This window comes from Cloacibacterium sp. TD35 (assembly GCF_028864635.1).
Lineage (GTDB): Bacteria > Bacteroidota > Bacteroidia > Flavobacteriales > Weeksellaceae > Cloacibacterium.
This window is the reverse complement of the sequence record NZ_CP104850.1, coordinates 283,228-299,875: the sequence shown is the minus strand read 5'-3', so window position 1 is coordinate 299,875 and position 16,648 is coordinate 283,228. Positions and strand designations below refer to the sequence as shown.

Here is a 16,648-nt window from a genome sequence, read left to right as displayed (position 1 = left end):
ATGCAAGATTTATTAGAAATACTCACTCAGATTCCAGACCCTGAAATTCCAGTGATTAACATCGTGGAGCTCGGGATTGTTCGTGATGCAAAAATGATTTCTGAAAAAGAAGCAGAAATTATCATTACGCCTACTTATTCTGCGTGTCCGGCTATGTTTAATATCGAAGAAGATATTGTCAAACTGTTTAAAGAAATAGGGATTTCTGCAAAAGTAGTTACCAAAATGTTTCCGATTTGGACTACTGATTGGATGACTGATGAAGCTAGAGAAAAATTGAGAGCTTACGGAATTGTTCCACCAGAAAAAGGTGCAGACGAAAACCATCTTCACATTCCCAAAAAATGTCCAAGATGCGGTAGCGAAAATACTATGCAAATCAGCAGATTTGGGTCTACACTTTGCAAAGCCGGTTATCAGTGCCAAGATTGTTTAGAACCTTTTGATTATTTTAAATGTCATTAGCGTAAAATTGTGGAACTGTAAAGTTGCAAAATCGCAGAACTAAAAAAATCACATAAAAACATTAGATTTGTAAAAACGACTTTACGATTTTACAAATTAACAATTCTAAAGAAAAATGTACACTCAGATAGAAATAGAAGCCCATTTCGAGGGTAAGTTGAAAATCGCTTATCTCAATCAGCCCGAAACTTATAATTCACTCAATAAAGTTTTACTCCAAGAGTTGAAAAATTTCATTGTAGAATGCAATGAAGATGAAAACGTGCGTTGTGTAGCACTTTCTGGCAGAGGAAAAGCTTTTTGTTCGGGGCAAAATTTGAAGGAAGCACTTTCACTCGGAAATGTAGAGGAAGAAAGAGTGATTCAGAAAATGGTGGTAGACTATTACAATCCTTTAGTAGAAGAAATAGCACATTGTAGAAAACCAGTCGTTTCTTTGGTGAATGGTCCTGCAGTTGGAGCTGGAGCAATGTTGGCGCTGATTTGTGATATTTGTTTGGCTACAGAAAATTCCTATTTTTCTCAAGCTTTTGTAAATATTGGCTTAATTCCAGATACTGGCGGAACGTATTGGTTGCCAAAGTTAGTAGGACGTCAACAAGCGAATTATCTTGCTTTTACAGGGAAAAAACTCACGGCAAATGATGCTTTGAAACTAGGTTTAATTGCAGATGTTTTCGGTGATGCAGAATTTTCTACAAAATATATGGAAGTTCTAGAAACGCTTTCTCATTTACCAACAAAAGCGATTGCGTTAACCAAAAAAGCATTCAATTACTCTTATGAAAACGATTTAAAAGAGCAATTAGATTTAGAAGGAATTTATCAACAAGACGCAGCAGAAACCCAAGATTTCAAAGAAGGCGTTACTGCATTTTTAGAAAAAAGAAAGCCTAATTATACAGGAAAATAACAAAGATGCAAGAATCAAGAATCAAGAACCAAGAGTCTAGAGTCTCGAATCTCGAATCTGGAATCTCAAAAATAGGAATCATCGGCTCTGGGACTATGGGAATTGGCATTGCGCAAGTGGCAGCTACTGCAAATTGTAGGGTTTTTTTATACGATGCTAACTTCTCACAAACCGAAAAATCTCTAAAAAATTTAAAATCTATATTAGACAAATTAGCAGAAAAAGGAAAAATTTCTGCAGAAAAATCCTTAGAAATTTTCAGCCAAATTAAGCCTTGCCAAGAAATCAAGGAATTGAAAGATTGTGATTTGGTCATAGAAGCCATCATCGAAAATAAAGAAATCAAGCAAAAAGTTTTCGCCGAATTAGAAACCTATGTTTCAGAAAAATGTATTTTGGGTTCTAATACTTCGTCTATTTCCATTACATCACTTCAGGCAGAGCTTAAAAATCCTGAACGTTTTATCGGAATTCATTTTTTCAATCCAGCACCATTAATGCCTTTGGTGGAGGTGATTTCAGGATTGTTGACTGAGAATAATTTGGCTCAAGAAATTGTAGATTTAATGAAATCTTGGGGTAAATCTCCTATCATAGCGAAAGATGTTCCCGGTTTTATTGTCAACAGAATTGCAAGACCTTTTTATGGTGAAGCTTTGAGAATTGTAGAAGAAAATTTGGCAACGCCAGAACAAGTAGATGATGCGATGAAATCTTTGGGGAATTTTAAAATGGGACCATTTGAATTGATGGATTTAATAGGAATTGATGTTAATTTTTCGGTAACGAAAACGGTTTATCAAGATTATTTTTTCGATCCCAAATATAAACCTTCCTTGCTTCAGCAAAGAATGAGCGAAGCCAAATTACTTGGTAGAAAAACAGGAAAAGGCTTTTATGATTATTCTGATGGAAGTGAAAAACAAGTTCCTCAAAAAGATGAAAGTCTGTATGAAATGATTTTCATGAGAATTATTTCTATGTTGATTAATGAAGCGGTAGAAGCAAAAAGATTAGGTATTGCCAATGATGAAGATATAGAAACTGCGATGCAAAAAGGCGTAAATTATCCGAAAGGATTATTGAATTGGGGAAAAGAAATAGGTTATCCAAAAATTTCGGAAGTCTTACAAAATCTCTACGAAGAGTACCAAGAAGAACGCTACAGACAAAGTCCGTTGCTTAGAAAATTGAATTAATTTAAGAGATGAGTTTCATTATCAAATTGTCTCATTAACGCATTATCAAATTCAAAATATGAATCCAAAACTAATTATTGCAATCATAAACGCTATTTTATCTTTCGTAATTATTGTTCCGATGAGTTTTTTTATGAATAAATTCATTAACAATTCTGAGGATACTTTTGTACAGTTTTTCCAAGATAAATGGTTGATTTTAGCAGTATTTGTTTTAATTTTCACTATATACAATAGCTTTTTAAAAGGTAGAAAACTTAAATAATTTCAAAAAAATGACACCATTAGAAACCGCACAATATATGCTCAATCAAGATTTCTTCTCTCAATGGATGGAGATAAAACTGGTTGAGGTTCGTGAACACTACTGTTTGATTGAAATGCCCATCAAAAAAGAGATGATTAATGGCTTAAAAACAGTTCATGGCGGAGTAACTTTTGCTTTTGCAGATTCTGCATTGGCATTTTCTTCTAACAATACGGGAGATGCAGCAGTTGCACTAAATTGCATGATTAATTTTACCAAAGCAGTGCGTTTAGGAGACACCCTTTTTGCCGAGAGTATTCTCATGGCAGATACCAGAAAAACGGCAGTTTATGATATTGCGATTACCAATCAGCATAAAGTGGTGGTCGCAAGTTTCAGAGGAACTGTTTATAAAATTGATAAAAAAGTAGTTGATTTATAATTTCGAAATCAGATATGAAAGAAGTATACATCATAGATTACATCAGAACACCGATTGCTAAATTTCAAGGAGGCTTGTCAGAAGTAAGAGCAGATGATTTAGCAGCCATCGTTTTGAAGGAAATTGTAAAGAGAAATCCACAAATTCCCGCCGAAGAAATAGAAGACGTGATTTTAGGTTGTGCCAATCAAGCTGGCGAAGATAACCGAAATGTAGCAAGAATGGCTTCACTTTTGGCAGAACTTCCTATAAAAATTGGTGGAGAAACCGTGAACAGATTATGCGCTTCTGGAATGGCAGCAATTGCCAATGCCTACAGAGCTATTGCAATTGGTGAAGGCGAAATTTATTTGACTGGAGGAGTTGAACAGATGTCTAGAGCGCCTTATGTTTTGAGTAAATCTGCTCAGCCTTTTGGCAGAGACGTACAGTTATTTGATAGCAGTTTCGGGTGGAGGTTTATTAATCCTAAAATGAAAGAACTCTACGGAGTTGATGGAATGGGAGAAACCGCTGAAAATCTAGCCGAAATCTATAAAATTTCCAGAGAAGCGCAAGATGAATTCGCATTGTTTTCTCAGCAAAAAGCTACTTCTGCTCAAAATTCAGGAAGATTAGCTCAAGAAATTGTAAAAGTAGAAATTCCACAAAAAAAAGGAGAACCGAAAATCTTTTCAGAAGACGAATTTGTAAAACCAGATACTACTTTAGACAAATTAGCGAAGCTAAGACCTGCTTTCAAAAAAGAAGACGGAAGTGTTACTGCAGGAAATTCTTCGGGTTTAAATGACGGAGCTGCTGCCATGATTTTGGCAAGTGAAGATGCAGTAAAAAAATATAATTTGAAGCCATTGGCAAAAATTATTTCAAGCGCAGTGGTTGGTGTAGAACCTAGAATTATGGGAATCGGACCAGTAGAAGCGACTAAAAAAGCGCTTTCTAGAGCCAGTCTTTCGTTAGAAGATATGGATATTATTGAACTCAACGAAGCTTTTGCAGCTCAAGCATTATCAGTTTTACAGGAATTAGAGATTGATGCAAAAGACGAACGATTAAATCCAAATGGTGGTGCGATTGCCTTGGGTCATCCTCTCGGAATGTCAGGAACTAGAATTGTAGGAACTGCTGCTTTAGAATTACAGAAAAAAAATAAAAAATATGCACTTTGTACGCTCTGTATCGGAGTTGGACAAGGATACGCAATGATCATTGAAAAAATTTAAAAGCTTTTTCTTTTTTTGACATTGAATTGGAGGCGTTAAAAAATTTTGAAATTGATTAGTTAAAAAATTCCTGCTGTTTGAGCGAAGCGAGTTTCAGGGATTTTAGAATTAATGAAAAATTTTAGCCGAGAATTCACAGTCTTGAACTTTTGGTTCTTTTGTTTCAAGACAAAAGAATATAAATAAAAATATATGGCAAATATTTATTCATACCACGGCATAAAACCCATCATTAGAAAATCAGCATACATTCATCCTCAAGCGGTAATTATAGGAAATGTAGAAATAGGGGAAGAAGTATACATCGGTCCCAATGCTGTTTTGCGTGGAGATTGGGGAAAAATAATTATCAAAGACGGCGCAAACGTTCAAGAAAACTGTACGCTTCACGTTTTTCCGGGAATTCCGACTATTTTAGAAGAATCGGCGCATATTGGTCACGGTGCGATTATTCATTCGGCGCACATTGGCAAAAATTGTTTGGTTGGGATGAACGCCGTAGTGATGGACAATGCCAAAATCGGAGACGAATGCATTATCGGGGCTTTGAGTTTCGTTCCCACTGGTTTTATTTCGGAAAATAGAAAATTGATCGTTGGCAGTCCTGCAAAAATTATTCGCGAAGTTTCAGACGAAATGATTGCTTGGAAAACCAAAGGAACCGCTATTTATCAAGAATTGGCTCGTGAAGGTCACATTGCCATTCAACCTTGCGAACCGTACACAGAATTTGTAGAACAAACGCCCACCAAAATTGTAGATTACACGATTTGGACAAAATAATGGCGCCAAAAATTTTTAATCTTAGAATTATCTAATTATCGCATCATCACATTAAACATATGAAACTAAAAAACTATATATCAGGACAATGGATTGAAGGAAACGGCCACGAAATTCCGCTTTATAATGCTGTAAACGGAGAACTGGTTGCCATTTCAGATACTTCGGGACTAGATTTTGAAGAAGCATTGCATTTTGGAAGAACCACAGGTTATAAAAACTTGTCTTCTATGACTTTTTACGACCGTGGAGAAATGCTCAAAAAAGTAGCACTTTATCTCCTCGAAAGAAAGAAAAAATACTATGAACTTTCTTATAAAACAGGAGCCACTCATATTGATTCTTGGGTGGATATAGAAGGCGGTTTCGGTACTTTTTTCACCTATTCAGGTTTGGCAAAAAGAATGTTGCCCAATACACCATTTTGGGTAGATGGAGATACACAGAAAATTTCTGCCAACGGAACGCATCTCGGAACGCATATTCTGACACCAAGTGAAGGTATTTCTGTACAAATCAATGCCTATAATTTTCCAGTTTGGGGAATGTTAGAAAAATTGTCTACATCGCTTTTGGCAGGAGTTCCAGCTGTTGTAAAACCTTCGCCGTACAGTTCTTATCTTACGAATGAAGTTTTCAAAGATATGATAGAAAGCGGTTATCTTCCTGAAGGTGCAGTTCAGTTGGTTTGTGGCGAACCAGGCAATATTTTGAATTTTGTAAAAGATGGAGATTCTGTGGTTTTTACAGGCTCCGCAAATACAGGTAGAAAACTGAAAGTGCTACCGTCAATTTCTGGAAATGCGGTTCGTTTTAATATGGAAGCAGATTCATTAAACTGTTCTATTCTTGGGTTAGATGCCAAACCGGGAACTCCAGAATTTGATTTGTTCATCAAAGAAGTTAAAAATGAGATGACGACAAAAGCTGGACAAAAATGTACAGCCATCCGCAGAATCATTGTTCCTGAAAATTTAGTTGGTGATGTTCAAAATGCTTTGTCTAAAGCTTTAGATGCTACAAAAATTGGAAATCCATTAAGCAGAGAAACCAAAATGGGTTCCATCGTAGGCAAAGAACAAATGCAGATTTTAGAAGAAAAAGTAAATCTTTTAAAAGCAGAAACAGAACTCATCTACGATGGAAAGCATGATTTGGTAGAAGCAAATTATGAAAACGGAGCTTTCTTTACTCCGAAAGTTTTCTATAATGATAAACCTTTTGAAAAAAATATATCTCACGAACTCGAAGCTTTTGGCCCAGTTTCTACGATTATGCCTTACAAAGATGCAGAAGAAGCTGCTGCTTTAGCAAAACGAGGAAAAGGAAGTTTAGTAGGTTCTATTATTTCGCATGATGAGAAATTTGTGGCAGAAACTTCTTGGAAAATGGCGAGTTCTCATGGAAGAATTTTTGTTTTGAATAGAGATAATGCCAAAGAAAGTACAGGTCATGGTTCACCGCTTCCTACATTGATGCATGGTGGTCCTGGAAGAGCTGGTGGTGGCGAAGAAATGGGAGGTTTGAACGGACTTCATTTCTTTTTACAAAAAACTGCAATTCAAGGTTCGCCAGATGTTTTGACGGCGATTACAAAAGTTTATACTCAAGGAGCAGAAAAGAAATTCAGTGATAAGCATCCTTTCCAAAAATATTTTGAAGAAGTAGAAGTTGGAGATTCTCTAGAAACCGCAGGAAGAACAGTTACGGAAGCAGATATTGTGAATTTTTCTAATGTTTCTTGGGATCATTTTTATGCACATACAGACTCTACCAGCTTAAACGGAACTATTTTTGACAAAACGGTAGCTCATGGGTATTTCATTCTTTCTGCTGCTGCTGGTTTATTCGTTTCAGGAAAAAAAGGGCCTGTAATTGCCAATTATGGACTAGAAAATGCAAGTTTCTTTAAGCCAGTTTATGCTGGGGATACTATTACCGTTTATTTGACGGCTAAAGAAAAAATCAACAGAGGAGTAAAAGGCAGAAATATTCCAAGTGGAGTGGTAAAATGGTTGGTTGAAGTAGTCAATCAAAGAGAAGAAGTGGTTTGTGTCGCTACCATTTTGACTTTGGTTGCCAAAAAATCTCCTTTCATTGAACTGAATAAAAGAAATATTCAAAAATTATTGAACAACTTAACTGAAAGTACGAAGCCGAATTGGGGAAAAATGACTGCTCAACAAATGCTGGAACATTTAGAAATAACTTTGCTGTACAGCATTGGTGAACCAGAAGTGGAGAAATGTTTCACACCAGAAGAACATTTAGAAAAGTATCAAAATTCTCTATACAATCACCGAAAAATGCCAAAAGATTTTCCTGCGCCGTTCCTTCCAGAAGATGGAACTTTACTAGAGTTGAAATATAAAAATCTGGAGCAAGCCAAAGAGAAATTTTTAGAAAATCTTCAGAAATATCAGATTTATTACAGAGAAAATCCAGAAGTGAAGCATATGCATTTTGTCTTTGGAAAGCTCAATAAAGAAATGATGGAGTTGATGCACAGAAAACATTTTACGCATCATTTTGAACAATTTGGATTGTTGTAAAACTGATAAAATTTAGCTGAAAATATAAATAGCGAAAGCCACAGTAATGTAAATTTGCTTAAAATTTTAAAAAATGAAAAAAATAACAAAAATTTTCTTGGTGTTTTTAACTTTGTTTAGCTTATCGATGTTTTCTCAAGCTAAAAAAACTAAGTTTGTATACATAGATGGTCCGAATCTGTATACGCCAAACCATGAAAAATTCTTTATCAAAGGAACTAATCTTGGGAATTGGCTTAATCCAGAAGGCTATATGTTTTTTTTCGAAGGAAACGCATCTAGTTATAGATTGATCAATCAGGCTTTTTGCGAAATGGTGGGAGAAGATTTTACAGCAAAATTTTGGAAAGAGTTTAAGAAAAATTACATCACCAAAGAAGATATTTTCTATATAAAATCTACTGGAATGAATACTTTGAGAATTCCGTTTCATTATAAATTATTTACCGATGAAGATTTTATGGGAGAAACCAAAAACCAAAATGGTTTTGAAATTTTAGATGAGGTCATCGGGTGGTGTAAAGAAGCAGGGATTTACGTAATTCTTGACATGCACGATGCTCCTGGCGGACAAACTGGGGATAATATAGATGACAGTTATGCGTATCCTTGGTTAATGGAGAATGCTGAAAATCAGAAACAATTTATAGAAATTTGGACTAGAATTGCTAAAAAATATGCAAATAACACCACTGTTTTAGGTTACGATTTGCTTAACGAACCAATTGCTCATTATTTCAAAGATGATTTGCCTAGACTTAATCAGAATCTAGAGAAATTATACAAAGAATGTACTTTGGCGATTAGAAAAGTCGATAAAAACCACATCATTATGTTAGGCGGAGCGCAGTGGAATAGCAATTTTTCCATTTTTACGGATTGGAAATATGATGACAAAATTATGTTTACCTGCCACCGTTATTGGAGCGGAACAGACAAACAAAGTATTCAGGATTTTATAGATTTCAGAGACAAAGTAAACCTGCCAATGTACATGGGTGAAACAGGTGAAAACACCGATGAATGGGTTGAAAAATTTAGAATTACTTTAGAAGAAAATAACATTGGTTGGACGTATTGGCCATACAAAAAAATGGTTCAAAAGAGCGGAATGATGTATATTCCAAAACCAGAAAATTGGGATTTAATTGTAGAATATACCAAAAAAGATAGAATTGATTTAGGGAAAGTAAGAGATGCAAGACCTAATCAAGAATTGGTAAAAAAAGCGATGCTTGATTTACTGGAAAATATGAAATTTAAAAACTGTGTAAAAATTGAAGGCTATACCAAAGCTTTGGGAATGAAGCCTTAATAAATTTATGGAAAAAGGATTTGTAACATCAGAAATAAAAAATAATATCTCCGAAATCACTTTCGGGACGCCAAAAAGCAATTCATTACCCGGAGAAATTTTAGAAAAATTAGCACAAACCATATTAGACGAAGCGGCTAAAGAAGAAGTGAAAGCTATTTTATTAAAGTCTGAAGGAGAAAAAGCGTTTTGTGCAGGAGCAAGTTTTGATGAATTGTTGGCAATCAACGATTTAGAAACCTCAAAAACTTTCTTTGGAGGTTTTGCTAAAGTGCTTAATGCCATGAGAACTTGCCGAAAAATTGTAGTGGTAAGAGTTCAGGGAAAAACGACTGGAGGTGGAGTAGGAATTGCTTGTGCTGCAGATTATTGTTTTGCGACAGAAAATGCAAGTTTGGCACTTACTGAGATTAATTTAGGAATCGGTCCGTTTGTGATTGGTCCATACGTGGAAAGAAAAATAGGTAAATCACAATTTACTGCGATGGCAATAGATGCAGATTTCCGAAGCGCAAATTGGGCAGAACAGCATAATATTTACCATTCGGTTTCTCCAACGATTGCAGAAATGGATACTGAGATTGCTCAATTTTTAGAAAAATTAGCGATTAGAAGTTCAGATGCTTTAGCTTTAATCAAAAAAGTTTCTTGGGAAGGAACAGAGCACTTTACAGAGCTTTCTCCAGAAAGAATTCACATGAGTGCAAGTCTTATTTTGGAAGATACAGCCAAGAAAAATATTGAAAAGATTAAAGAAAATCTTAGAAATAAATAATAAAGAAACTGCAAAATTAATTTTGCAGTTTCAAAATAAATATTAACTTTGTATTTCAAAGTGCTTTATTTATGGAAAATAAAAACTACCAAGAAGACTTGCAACACATCAGAAAAATGATGGAAAAAAGCTCTAGATTTATTTCGTTGAGCGGAATTTCTGGCGTTTTTGCAGGATTATTTGCTTTAGCTGGTGCTATTTATGTTTATTTCTTTTTCAAAAAAAATGGAGTAGATTATTTCGAGGGAACTGTAAAATACTATGAAATAGATATCATTACTCATTTGGTTATCGTAGCGATGGTTGTCATGGTTTTAGCGATTTCTTCGGGAGCATATTTTACCATTAAAAAGAGCAAAGCCCATCATCTCCAAATTTGGGATGCTACCACCAAGAAATTGTTGTATAACTTTGCCATTCCATTAGGAATTGGAGGTTTATTTTGTGCAGGATTATTGTATCATGGTTTACATGGTTTACTTTCTCCAGCCACTTTAATTTTCTACGGATTAGCACTTTTTAATGCAGGGAATTACACCTTTTCAGACATTAAATATTTAGGATTGTGCGAAATGGCACTGGGAATTGTATCACTGTTCTTTTTAGGGTATGGTTTATTTTTCTGGGCTATTGGTTTTGGAATTTTGCATATTGTTTATGGGATTGTGATGTATAAAAAGTATGAATAAAATAAAATTTTTCCAGAATAATCTTATACGTAAAGTTTTTGCTATTATTGGGGTATTTTCTTCAGTATTCTTTTTGTTCATTGCTATTTTTATTACTTATTCACTAACCATTGGAAACAGAGAAAAAGTAAATTTCGCAAGTAAGAATGATGTTAGATTTGTTTTAAATTGGTGTGAACTTGGAGATAGTAAAATTGATGAAGTCTTAAAAAGTTATGTTTCAGAAAATGGTTTTTCCTCAGATCATCATGAAGCATATCTTATAAAAATTAAAAATTTTAATATCTCAGAGTTACAGAATACTCAAACTGGAAAATGGTATAGAGGAGACCAGTTACCTGAAATATTGAAAGAGGCATTAAATTTTGGAACAATGTTTAATGAAAAAACACCTTGGTTTCTCGAAGAAAAAGATATTTTTAATGAAGATTGTTTTGTTTATCCTTGGTATATAGCAACAAATGGTTTGAAACCAAACTCTGTGCAAATTATTATAATTAAACCTAAATTAAAACTTATCTATTATATAAGTGCAAATATATAAAATGTTAAAAATCCATCAACTCAACAAAGAATTTGAAAGCCGTGTCAGATTGGGTATTATGTCCGTTTTGATGGTTAACGATTGGGTTGATTTCAATGAAATGAAGCAACTTTTAGAAGTAACGGACGGAAATTTGGCAAGTCACAGTTCTGCATTAGAAAAATCTAATTACATAGAAATAAAGAAAGAATTTGTAGGCAAAAAGCCAAAAACATCTTACCGAGTTACACAAGCAGGAAGAAAAGCTTTCGAAGAACATCTGTCAGCTCTAGAAAAATTATTAAGGAATTAATAAAAAATTAAGCGCCGATAAAAATTCAAAAGGAAATTATTTCCTTTAATTTTTAGTAATTTACTTTGTGATTCAAAGTACTTTAAATAAAATTTAAATTAAAAATTATGATAACAAGCAAACAAAGAAGCTTCGCAATTTATGGAATAGCAGCTTTATTATTAGTCATTCCGTTTATTGGGATGCAGTTTACCATAGAAATTAATTGGTCAAGTTTTGACTTTTTAGTAGCTGGAATTCTCCTTTTTGGAACAGTATTTTGTGTAGATATGGTTCTAAAAATGGAAAAAAAGAATGCGAAAAGAATGTTTTACATCGTAATAATTCTGTTAGCGTTATTTCTTATTTGGGCAGAATTAGCGGTAGGAATTTTCGGAAGTCCAGTTGCGGGAAGTTAATTTTTATAAAAAAATCTTATGAAAACACATCATTTAATCTTTTTAGTTACAGCAATGTTTGTTGTACTGTTTTATAACCAAGAATCTGGACTAAATATCGGAATTTTGGGGATTTTAGTAGCGGTTCTTACTTATTTTAATACCGAAAAAAGATTCAAAACCCGAACTTTTTATTCAGTTTTGGCCACCAGCATTTTAAGCAGTATTGCTTTTGCTTGGTATGGTGATTTTGCCTCTTTTTTGGCAATTTTTACTTCGCTTTTTTTATTGGGTTTCACTTCCAAAAACAAAGAACTTAAATCCATTTTCGTAATTCCTGTTTTTGCGATTAATTTTGTGACTTTTATTTACCGTGTTTTTCAGTTGGAACAATGGTTGCCACAGAGAAAAACCGAAAGTTTTTGGCAAAAAATTTTAGCGGTGGTTTTAATCCCAGCTTTTCTTTTGTTGATTTTCTTTTCGATTTATACGCACGGAAGTTCACATTTTGCTTCGCTTTTTTCTGATTATGAATTAGATATCAATCTTTGGCAAGTTATCGCATTAAGTATTTTAGGCTTTTTCTTGGCTTTTAATTATTTCAACTTTTCGATTTATGAATTTTTTATCAAGAACAATCATTATCTGAAAAACGATTTTTTGAATGAAGACAAAAAATTGAACCCTACATACGATTTTCTAAACCTTCCTTTTGAAAGATTAAGCGGTGTGGTTTCTTTTGTAGCATTGAATATTTTATTGTTATTCTTCATCTTCACATTTAATTATGAGCAGTTTGTAGAGTTACCAAAAGCTACTGCCAATCAACTTGCCGAAGAAACTCACGAAAGAGTAGGAGCGGTAATTGCGAGTATTGTGATGGCAATAGGTGTGATTATGTTCTATTTTAAAGGCAGTTTCAATTTTGATAGACAAGCAAAATCATTGAAAGTTTTGGCAAAAATTTGGGTATTTCTGAATGCAGTTTTAGTGATTTCGGCTTTTGTAAAAAATTCTGAATACGTATTTAATTTAGGCTTAACATACAAAAGATTAGGTGTTTATGCATTTTTAATTTTAGCCATTATTGGATTGATTTTTACTTTCATTAAAATTCATCAGCAAAAAACCAATGCATATCTTTTTAACCAAATGGTTTGGTATTTCTATGGAACGATTTTGGTGTGTAGTTTTATCAATTGGGGAAATCTTTCCACAGTTTACAATATTAATAACGGAAAAGCAGATTTTAAATTTCTGTATTCTTTGAATTACAATGATAAAATACTTCAAGAAAAATTTCCGAAAGAAATGGCTGAAAGAGCGAATTATGAAAAAGGGTTGAATGATAAAAAGCCGTTTTTATCAAAAATTCTTTACTACGAGACGCTAGATTTTTAGAATTCTAACGAATTGTTACAACATTTACATCAAGCTGAATATTCTACAATTTATTAAGTAACTTTGGTATAATATTAGTTCGCTAATGATAAACTAAATGTTATGAAAATTTTAATTAATGTTTTATGGAGTTCTATTTTAGGCGTGAGTTGTTGTACAAACAACGGAATTTCTCAAAATGTAAATACAACTACAACTAAAACAGATATCATGGAAAATAATTCTTCTCAACCATCACAAGGAAGACGAGGTGCAATGAGAACGGTAGAAGGTAATAAAATCATCAGGACAGTAGACGCTTCTCAACTTCCATTTACCATTGGTGAAGAGTTTACAGATGAGAACCAACAATTTATTCTGGTGATTAAAAATTTTAATAAGCCCACTCTTTCTGCTAAAATCAATACTGTAGAGAAAGGTAGAAATCTCAGAATCAATCAAATTATTTTACCAGATGGTTCTGCAGATGGTCCTTTTTCAAGAGAAATGAAATACAATAAAAAACAAAGCGGAACCTATAAGATTGTTTTTGGCAAAAATCTTATGGCAGAAGGAAAACTGACGGGAAATATCTCCGTGACAGTAGAATAAAATAAAAAAAGTAAAAATGTAGATATGAAAAATTTAATTTTATCAGCTTTTGTAATTGCAGCCACCACAGTGAGTTGTGGTACAGTGCAAAGCATCGTACAGAATACCGTTCCTTATACCACTAATGTTTTGGTTTCTTCTAGAGTGCCAGGAAATCAAGAAATTTCTGTAACGTCTTCTGCTACAAGTTTCGCTCAATATGTAGGAGCAGGAACCAGCATGGTTCAAGATATTAGAATTTCTAGCGCCAAAGCGACTGCTACCAACTTGAGTACGAATGGCGAATTGGGAATTTTTAAATCCATTAAAGTTTATCTTTCTGGAAATAACACTGGTGAAATTTTAGTGGCTCAAAGAACAGATATTGGCTCTAATATTGGGAATACGCTCAATTTAGATCCTGATACTTCTAAAATTTTAGACCAAATTGTAAAAAGCGGTTCTGTAAAGGCTAGAGTAGCTTATGTATTGAAAAATACGGCGACTAATGATACTAATCTCACTATTAGCATGAGATTTTCAAGTATTCCAGCGACAATTCAATAGAAAAATAATCCAAGAATTTGGATCAAAAGAATCATTTAAAAATATAAAAGCATCCTAAAAAAGGATGCTTTTTTAATTTTATACTTCGTCGTCAGATTCGATAGTGAAAGATCTAGACTTAAAGTCTTTGTCATGTTTTTCAGAAATTACGTCCTCACCTTTTTGAGCAATGATAAAATCTGTAGATTCATTAAACATTTCTCTGAAACTTGCAAAATCTTCTTTGTATAAATAGATTTTATGCTTCTCGAAAGTTGCTTCTCCATTCTCACCAAAATTCTTTTTACTTTCTGTAATGGTAAGATAATAGTCTCCTGCTTTTGTTTCGCGCACATCAAAGAAATAAGTTCTTCTACCTGCCTTCAACACCTTTGTGAAAATTTCATTTTCGTTTCTCTCCTTGTAATCACTCATTGTTACTTATTTTAGAAATCCTATTGAACAAATATAAAAGATTTCTTTTAATCTCAAAATAAATTTTAAAGAAATTGAGATTTTAGCGTAATTTTTAAGTTTTTACGAGTTTTCCGTAGCATCTAAATCACTAAGGTTTAGAATAAAGTCTGCTCTTTTTGCGCTTGATTCTCTGTGAGTTATTATAATGGAAGTGCAAGATTTAATATCTTTTTCTATGTTTTGAAGGATGTTTTCTTCGGTCTCTGTATCGAGTGCAGAAAGCGAATCATCAAAGATGAGAATTTCTGGTTTTTTAATGAGCGCTCTTGCGATACAAATACGCTGTTTTTGCCCTCCAGAAAGCATTACGCCACGTTCGCCAACCATGGTTTTATATTGGTCTTTGAACTCTACAATATTCTTATGCACATCTGCTTTTTTTGCAAATTCTTCTACCAAATCATGCGTAGGCTGGTCTATTGCAAAACCAATATTATTTTCAATAGTATCCGAGAATAAGTAACTTTCCTGAGGAATATAGCCAATGTGTTTTCTGTATAATTCTAGATTGTGGTCTTTTAGATTTTTTCCATCAATTAAAATTTCTCCTTCATCTGGGTCAATCAATCTGCATAACAATAGTGCAATGGTAGATTTTCCGCTGCCCGTTTTTCCCATAATGGCCATAAATTTCCCAGCTTCTAGTTTGAAACTTAGATTTTCTAAAGCTTTAATTCCTGTATTAGGATAGGTGTAAGAAACATTTCTGAATTCTATATCGCCTTTAATTTCATATTGGTCGAAATTTTTGTTTACGATTTCAGATTTTATGTCCAAAAATTCATTCACTCTGGTCATAGAAGCAGCAGCTCTTTGATTAACAGATGAAACCCAACCTACCATAGAAAATGGCCAAATCAGAATGTTTATATACATGAAGAAATCTGCGATGGTTCCTACCGTAAGTTTTCCTTCGAAATAATTTTTACCACCGATGTATAAAATGGCAACATTCAATAAACCAATAACAAATAAAATAATGGTAAAGAAATAGGCTTCTGTTTTGGCTAAATCTAATGCTTTGTCTTGATAATCCTTTACTTTTTCGCCGTAATTTTTTTCGATGTACTTTTCTTTGTTGAAAAATTTCACCACTCTAATTCCCGAAAAACTATCCTGTACAAATGTAGAAATCGCACTTTGGCTTTTCTGCATAATTTTAGATTTTCGGTTGATAATAGAACTTACTTTGTAAATCAAAAAAGACAAAATAGGAAGAGGAATAAGTGTCCAAAGTGTCATTTGCACATTAGTCATGAGCATGTAAATACTCGTGATGACTAATAAAATCACCAAGTTCACCACATACATTACACCAGGACCAAGGTACATTCTAATTGCCACTACATCTTCAGAAAGTCTGTTCAGTAAATCACCAATTGTGGTTTTTTTATAAGTAGTAAGCGAAAGCTCTTGATAATGTCTGTAAATTTTATTTTTGAGTTCGTATTCTATTCTTCTAGAGGCAACAATAATAGTTTGTCTCATCATAAATCTGAAAACTCCAGACAAAACCGAAGTTCCTACGATAATGGCTCCATTAATCAGTAAAGTATTGAATAATAATTCTTTATCTACACTCTTTTTATCTAAAACACTTTTGATAACATCTACACTCTTGCCTACAAACTGTACTTGATAAATAGCAAAAAAGTTAGATGCTATGATAAATAGCAAGCCCCAAAATAGCAGAACTCTGTGTTTCCAAAAGTAAGGATTAAGCGTTTTAAGTGAATTCATAGTTGCAAAAATACAGAAAATATAAGTTTGAAAAAGAAGCAAAAATAACTTCTGGCTTCATGTTTCTTACTTCCAGCATTTTTTTCTATCTTTGCAGC

The 16,648-nt window shown here is 33.6% G+C and carries 19 protein-coding genes; 17 read left to right on the top strand and 2 right to left on the bottom strand.

All coding sequences use genetic code 11. The features are described from left to right. From paaD to N7277_RS01235, 17 genes are all read left to right on the top strand, one after another. Positions 1-465, top strand: coding sequence for a 1,2-phenylacetyl-CoA epoxidase subunit PaaD (gene paaD / locus N7277_RS01315; protein ID WP_274779983.1), 465 nt, complete (start codon positions 1-3; stop codon positions 463-465). Positions 466-580: 115 nt separating this feature from the next. Continuing rightward, a complete protein-coding gene (locus tag N7277_RS01310) occupies positions 581-1,378 on the top strand; it encodes an enoyl-CoA hydratase/isomerase family protein (RefSeq protein WP_274779982.1) in 798 nt (265 codons plus the stop codon). Positions 1,379-1,473: 95 nt separating this feature from the next. Continuing rightward, a complete protein-coding gene (locus N7277_RS01305) occupies positions 1,474-2,577 on the top strand; it encodes a 3-hydroxyacyl-CoA dehydrogenase NAD-binding domain-containing protein (protein ID WP_446715131.1) in 1,104 nt (367 codons plus the stop codon). Between the two features lie 58 nt (positions 2,578-2,635). Further along, complete coding sequence (locus N7277_RS01300; RefSeq protein ID WP_274779980.1) at positions 2,636-2,842, top strand: hypothetical protein; 207 nt, start codon at positions 2,636-2,638, stop codon at positions 2,840-2,842. Positions 2,843-2,852: 10 nt separating this feature from the next. After that, positions 2,853-3,266, top strand: a complete 414-nt coding sequence (locus N7277_RS01295; RefSeq protein WP_274779979.1) for a PaaI family thioesterase — start codon at positions 2,853-2,855, stop codon at positions 3,264-3,266. A gap of 14 nt (positions 3,267-3,280) precedes the next feature. Next, positions 3,281-4,489 carry a 3-oxoadipyl-CoA thiolase gene (gene pcaF / locus N7277_RS01290; protein WP_274779978.1) on the top strand — a complete coding sequence of 403 codons (1,209 nt, stop codon included), beginning with the start codon at positions 3,281-3,283 and terminating at the stop codon, positions 4,487-4,489. Positions 4,490-4,681: 192 nt separating this feature from the next. Beyond that, positions 4,682-5,272 (top strand): acyltransferase, encoded by a 591-nt coding sequence (locus N7277_RS01285; protein WP_274779977.1) that lies wholly within the window; start codon positions 4,682-4,684, stop codon positions 5,270-5,272. Between the two features lie 59 nt (positions 5,273-5,331). Next, on the top strand, positions 5,332-7,824 hold the full coding sequence (paaZ, locus tag N7277_RS01280; RefSeq protein ID WP_274779976.1) for a phenylacetic acid degradation bifunctional protein PaaZ: 2,493 nt from the start codon (positions 5,332-5,334) through the stop codon (positions 7,822-7,824). 73 nt (positions 7,825-7,897) lie between these two features. Beyond that, positions 7,898-9,139, top strand: coding sequence for a glycoside hydrolase family 5 protein (locus N7277_RS01275; protein WP_274779975.1), 1,242 nt, complete (start codon positions 7,898-7,900; stop codon positions 9,137-9,139). Positions 9,140-9,146: 7 nt separating this feature from the next. Next, positions 9,147-9,914, top strand: coding sequence for an enoyl-CoA hydratase/isomerase family protein (locus N7277_RS01270; protein WP_274779974.1), 768 nt, complete (start codon positions 9,147-9,149; stop codon positions 9,912-9,914). Between the two features lie 71 nt (positions 9,915-9,985). After that, complete coding sequence (locus tag N7277_RS01265) at positions 9,986-10,603, top strand: hypothetical protein (RefSeq protein ID WP_274779973.1); 618 nt, start codon at positions 9,986-9,988, stop codon at positions 10,601-10,603. After that, complete coding sequence (locus tag N7277_RS01260; RefSeq protein WP_274779972.1) at positions 10,596-11,147, top strand: hypothetical protein; 552 nt, start codon at positions 10,596-10,598, stop codon at positions 11,145-11,147. Before N7277_RS01265 ends, N7277_RS01260 begins: the two co-directional genes overlap by 8 nt. A 1-nt stretch (position 11,148) precedes the next feature. Continuing rightward, complete coding sequence (locus tag N7277_RS01255; RefSeq protein ID WP_274779971.1) at positions 11,149-11,439, top strand: winged helix-turn-helix domain-containing protein; 291 nt, start codon at positions 11,149-11,151, stop codon at positions 11,437-11,439. A 107-nt stretch (positions 11,440-11,546) separates the two neighbouring features. Beyond that, on the top strand, positions 11,547-11,837 hold the full coding sequence (locus N7277_RS01250) for a hypothetical protein (RefSeq protein ID WP_274779970.1): 291 nt from the start codon (positions 11,547-11,549) through the stop codon (positions 11,835-11,837). 18 nt (positions 11,838-11,855) lie between these two features. Further along, complete coding sequence (locus N7277_RS01245; protein ID WP_274779969.1) at positions 11,856-13,217, top strand: DUF4153 domain-containing protein; 1,362 nt, start codon at positions 11,856-11,858, stop codon at positions 13,215-13,217. A gap of 102 nt (positions 13,218-13,319) precedes the next feature. Further along, the gene (locus tag N7277_RS01240; RefSeq protein WP_274779968.1) at positions 13,320-13,808 is read left to right on the top strand and encodes a hypothetical protein; all 489 of its coding nucleotides are present in this window, start codon (positions 13,320-13,322) and stop codon (positions 13,806-13,808) included. A 24-nt stretch (positions 13,809-13,832) separates the two neighbouring features. After that, on the top strand, positions 13,833-14,354 hold the full coding sequence (locus N7277_RS01235) for a hypothetical protein (protein ID WP_274779967.1): 522 nt from the start codon (positions 13,833-13,835) through the stop codon (positions 14,352-14,354). Positions 14,355-14,432: 78 nt separating this feature from the next. On the opposite strand, the gene N7277_RS01230 is transcribed toward N7277_RS01235, so the two are convergent. Next, on the bottom strand, positions 14,433-14,768 hold the full coding sequence (locus N7277_RS01230; protein WP_069800699.1) for a DUF3276 family protein: 336 nt from the start codon (positions 14,766-14,768) through the stop codon (positions 14,433-14,435). A gap of 102 nt (positions 14,769-14,870) precedes the next feature. Next, complete coding sequence (locus N7277_RS01225) at positions 14,871-16,550, bottom strand: ABC transporter ATP-binding protein (protein WP_274779966.1); 1,680 nt, start codon at positions 16,548-16,550, stop codon at positions 14,871-14,873. Positions 16,551-16,648: the final 98 nt, after the last annotated feature.

What these genes read in the sequence shown, in the direction of transcription:
- paaD (WP_274779983.1), top strand. Translation starts at nt 1, where the DNA reads ATGCAAGATTTATTAGAAATACTCACTCAGATTCCAGACCCTGAAATT.
- N7277_RS01310 (WP_274779982.1), top strand. Translation starts at nt 581, where the DNA reads ATGTACACTCAGATAGAAATAGAAGCCCATTTCGAGGGTAAGTTGAAA.
- N7277_RS01305 (WP_446715131.1), top strand. Translation starts at nt 1,474, where the DNA reads ATGGGAATTGGCATTGCGCAAGTGGCAGCTACTGCAAATTGTAGGGTT.
- N7277_RS01300 (WP_274779980.1), top strand. Translation starts at nt 2,636, where the DNA reads ATGAATCCAAAACTAATTATTGCAATCATAAACGCTATTTTATCTTTC.
- N7277_RS01295 (WP_274779979.1), top strand. Translation starts at nt 2,853, where the DNA reads ATGACACCATTAGAAACCGCACAATATATGCTCAATCAAGATTTCTTC.
- pcaF (WP_274779978.1), top strand. Translation starts at nt 3,281, where the DNA reads ATGAAAGAAGTATACATCATAGATTACATCAGAACACCGATTGCTAAA.
- N7277_RS01285 (WP_274779977.1), top strand. Translation starts at nt 4,682, where the DNA reads ATGGCAAATATTTATTCATACCACGGCATAAAACCCATCATTAGAAAA.
- paaZ (WP_274779976.1), top strand. Translation starts at nt 5,332, where the DNA reads ATGAAACTAAAAAACTATATATCAGGACAATGGATTGAAGGAAACGGC.
- N7277_RS01275 (WP_274779975.1), top strand. Translation starts at nt 7,898, where the DNA reads ATGAAAAAAATAACAAAAATTTTCTTGGTGTTTTTAACTTTGTTTAGC.
- N7277_RS01270 (WP_274779974.1), top strand. Translation starts at nt 9,147, where the DNA reads ATGGAAAAAGGATTTGTAACATCAGAAATAAAAAATAATATCTCCGAA.
- N7277_RS01265 (WP_274779973.1), top strand. Translation starts at nt 9,986, where the DNA reads ATGGAAAATAAAAACTACCAAGAAGACTTGCAACACATCAGAAAAATG.
- N7277_RS01260 (WP_274779972.1), top strand. Translation starts at nt 10,596, where the DNA reads ATGAATAAAATAAAATTTTTCCAGAATAATCTTATACGTAAAGTTTTT.
- N7277_RS01255 (WP_274779971.1), top strand. Translation starts at nt 11,149, where the DNA reads ATGTTAAAAATCCATCAACTCAACAAAGAATTTGAAAGCCGTGTCAGA.
- N7277_RS01250 (WP_274779970.1), top strand. Translation starts at nt 11,547, where the DNA reads ATGATAACAAGCAAACAAAGAAGCTTCGCAATTTATGGAATAGCAGCT.
- N7277_RS01245 (WP_274779969.1), top strand. Translation starts at nt 11,856, where the DNA reads ATGAAAACACATCATTTAATCTTTTTAGTTACAGCAATGTTTGTTGTA.
- N7277_RS01240 (WP_274779968.1), top strand. Translation starts at nt 13,320, where the DNA reads ATGAAAATTTTAATTAATGTTTTATGGAGTTCTATTTTAGGCGTGAGT.
- N7277_RS01235 (WP_274779967.1), top strand. Translation starts at nt 13,833, where the DNA reads ATGAAAAATTTAATTTTATCAGCTTTTGTAATTGCAGCCACCACAGTG.
- N7277_RS01230 (WP_069800699.1), bottom strand. Translation starts at nt 14,768, where the DNA reads ATGAGTGATTACAAGGAGAGAAACGAAAATGAAATTTTCACAAAGGTG.
- N7277_RS01225 (WP_274779966.1), bottom strand. Translation starts at nt 16,550, where the DNA reads ATGAATTCACTTAAAACGCTTAATCCTTACTTTTGGAAACACAGAGTT.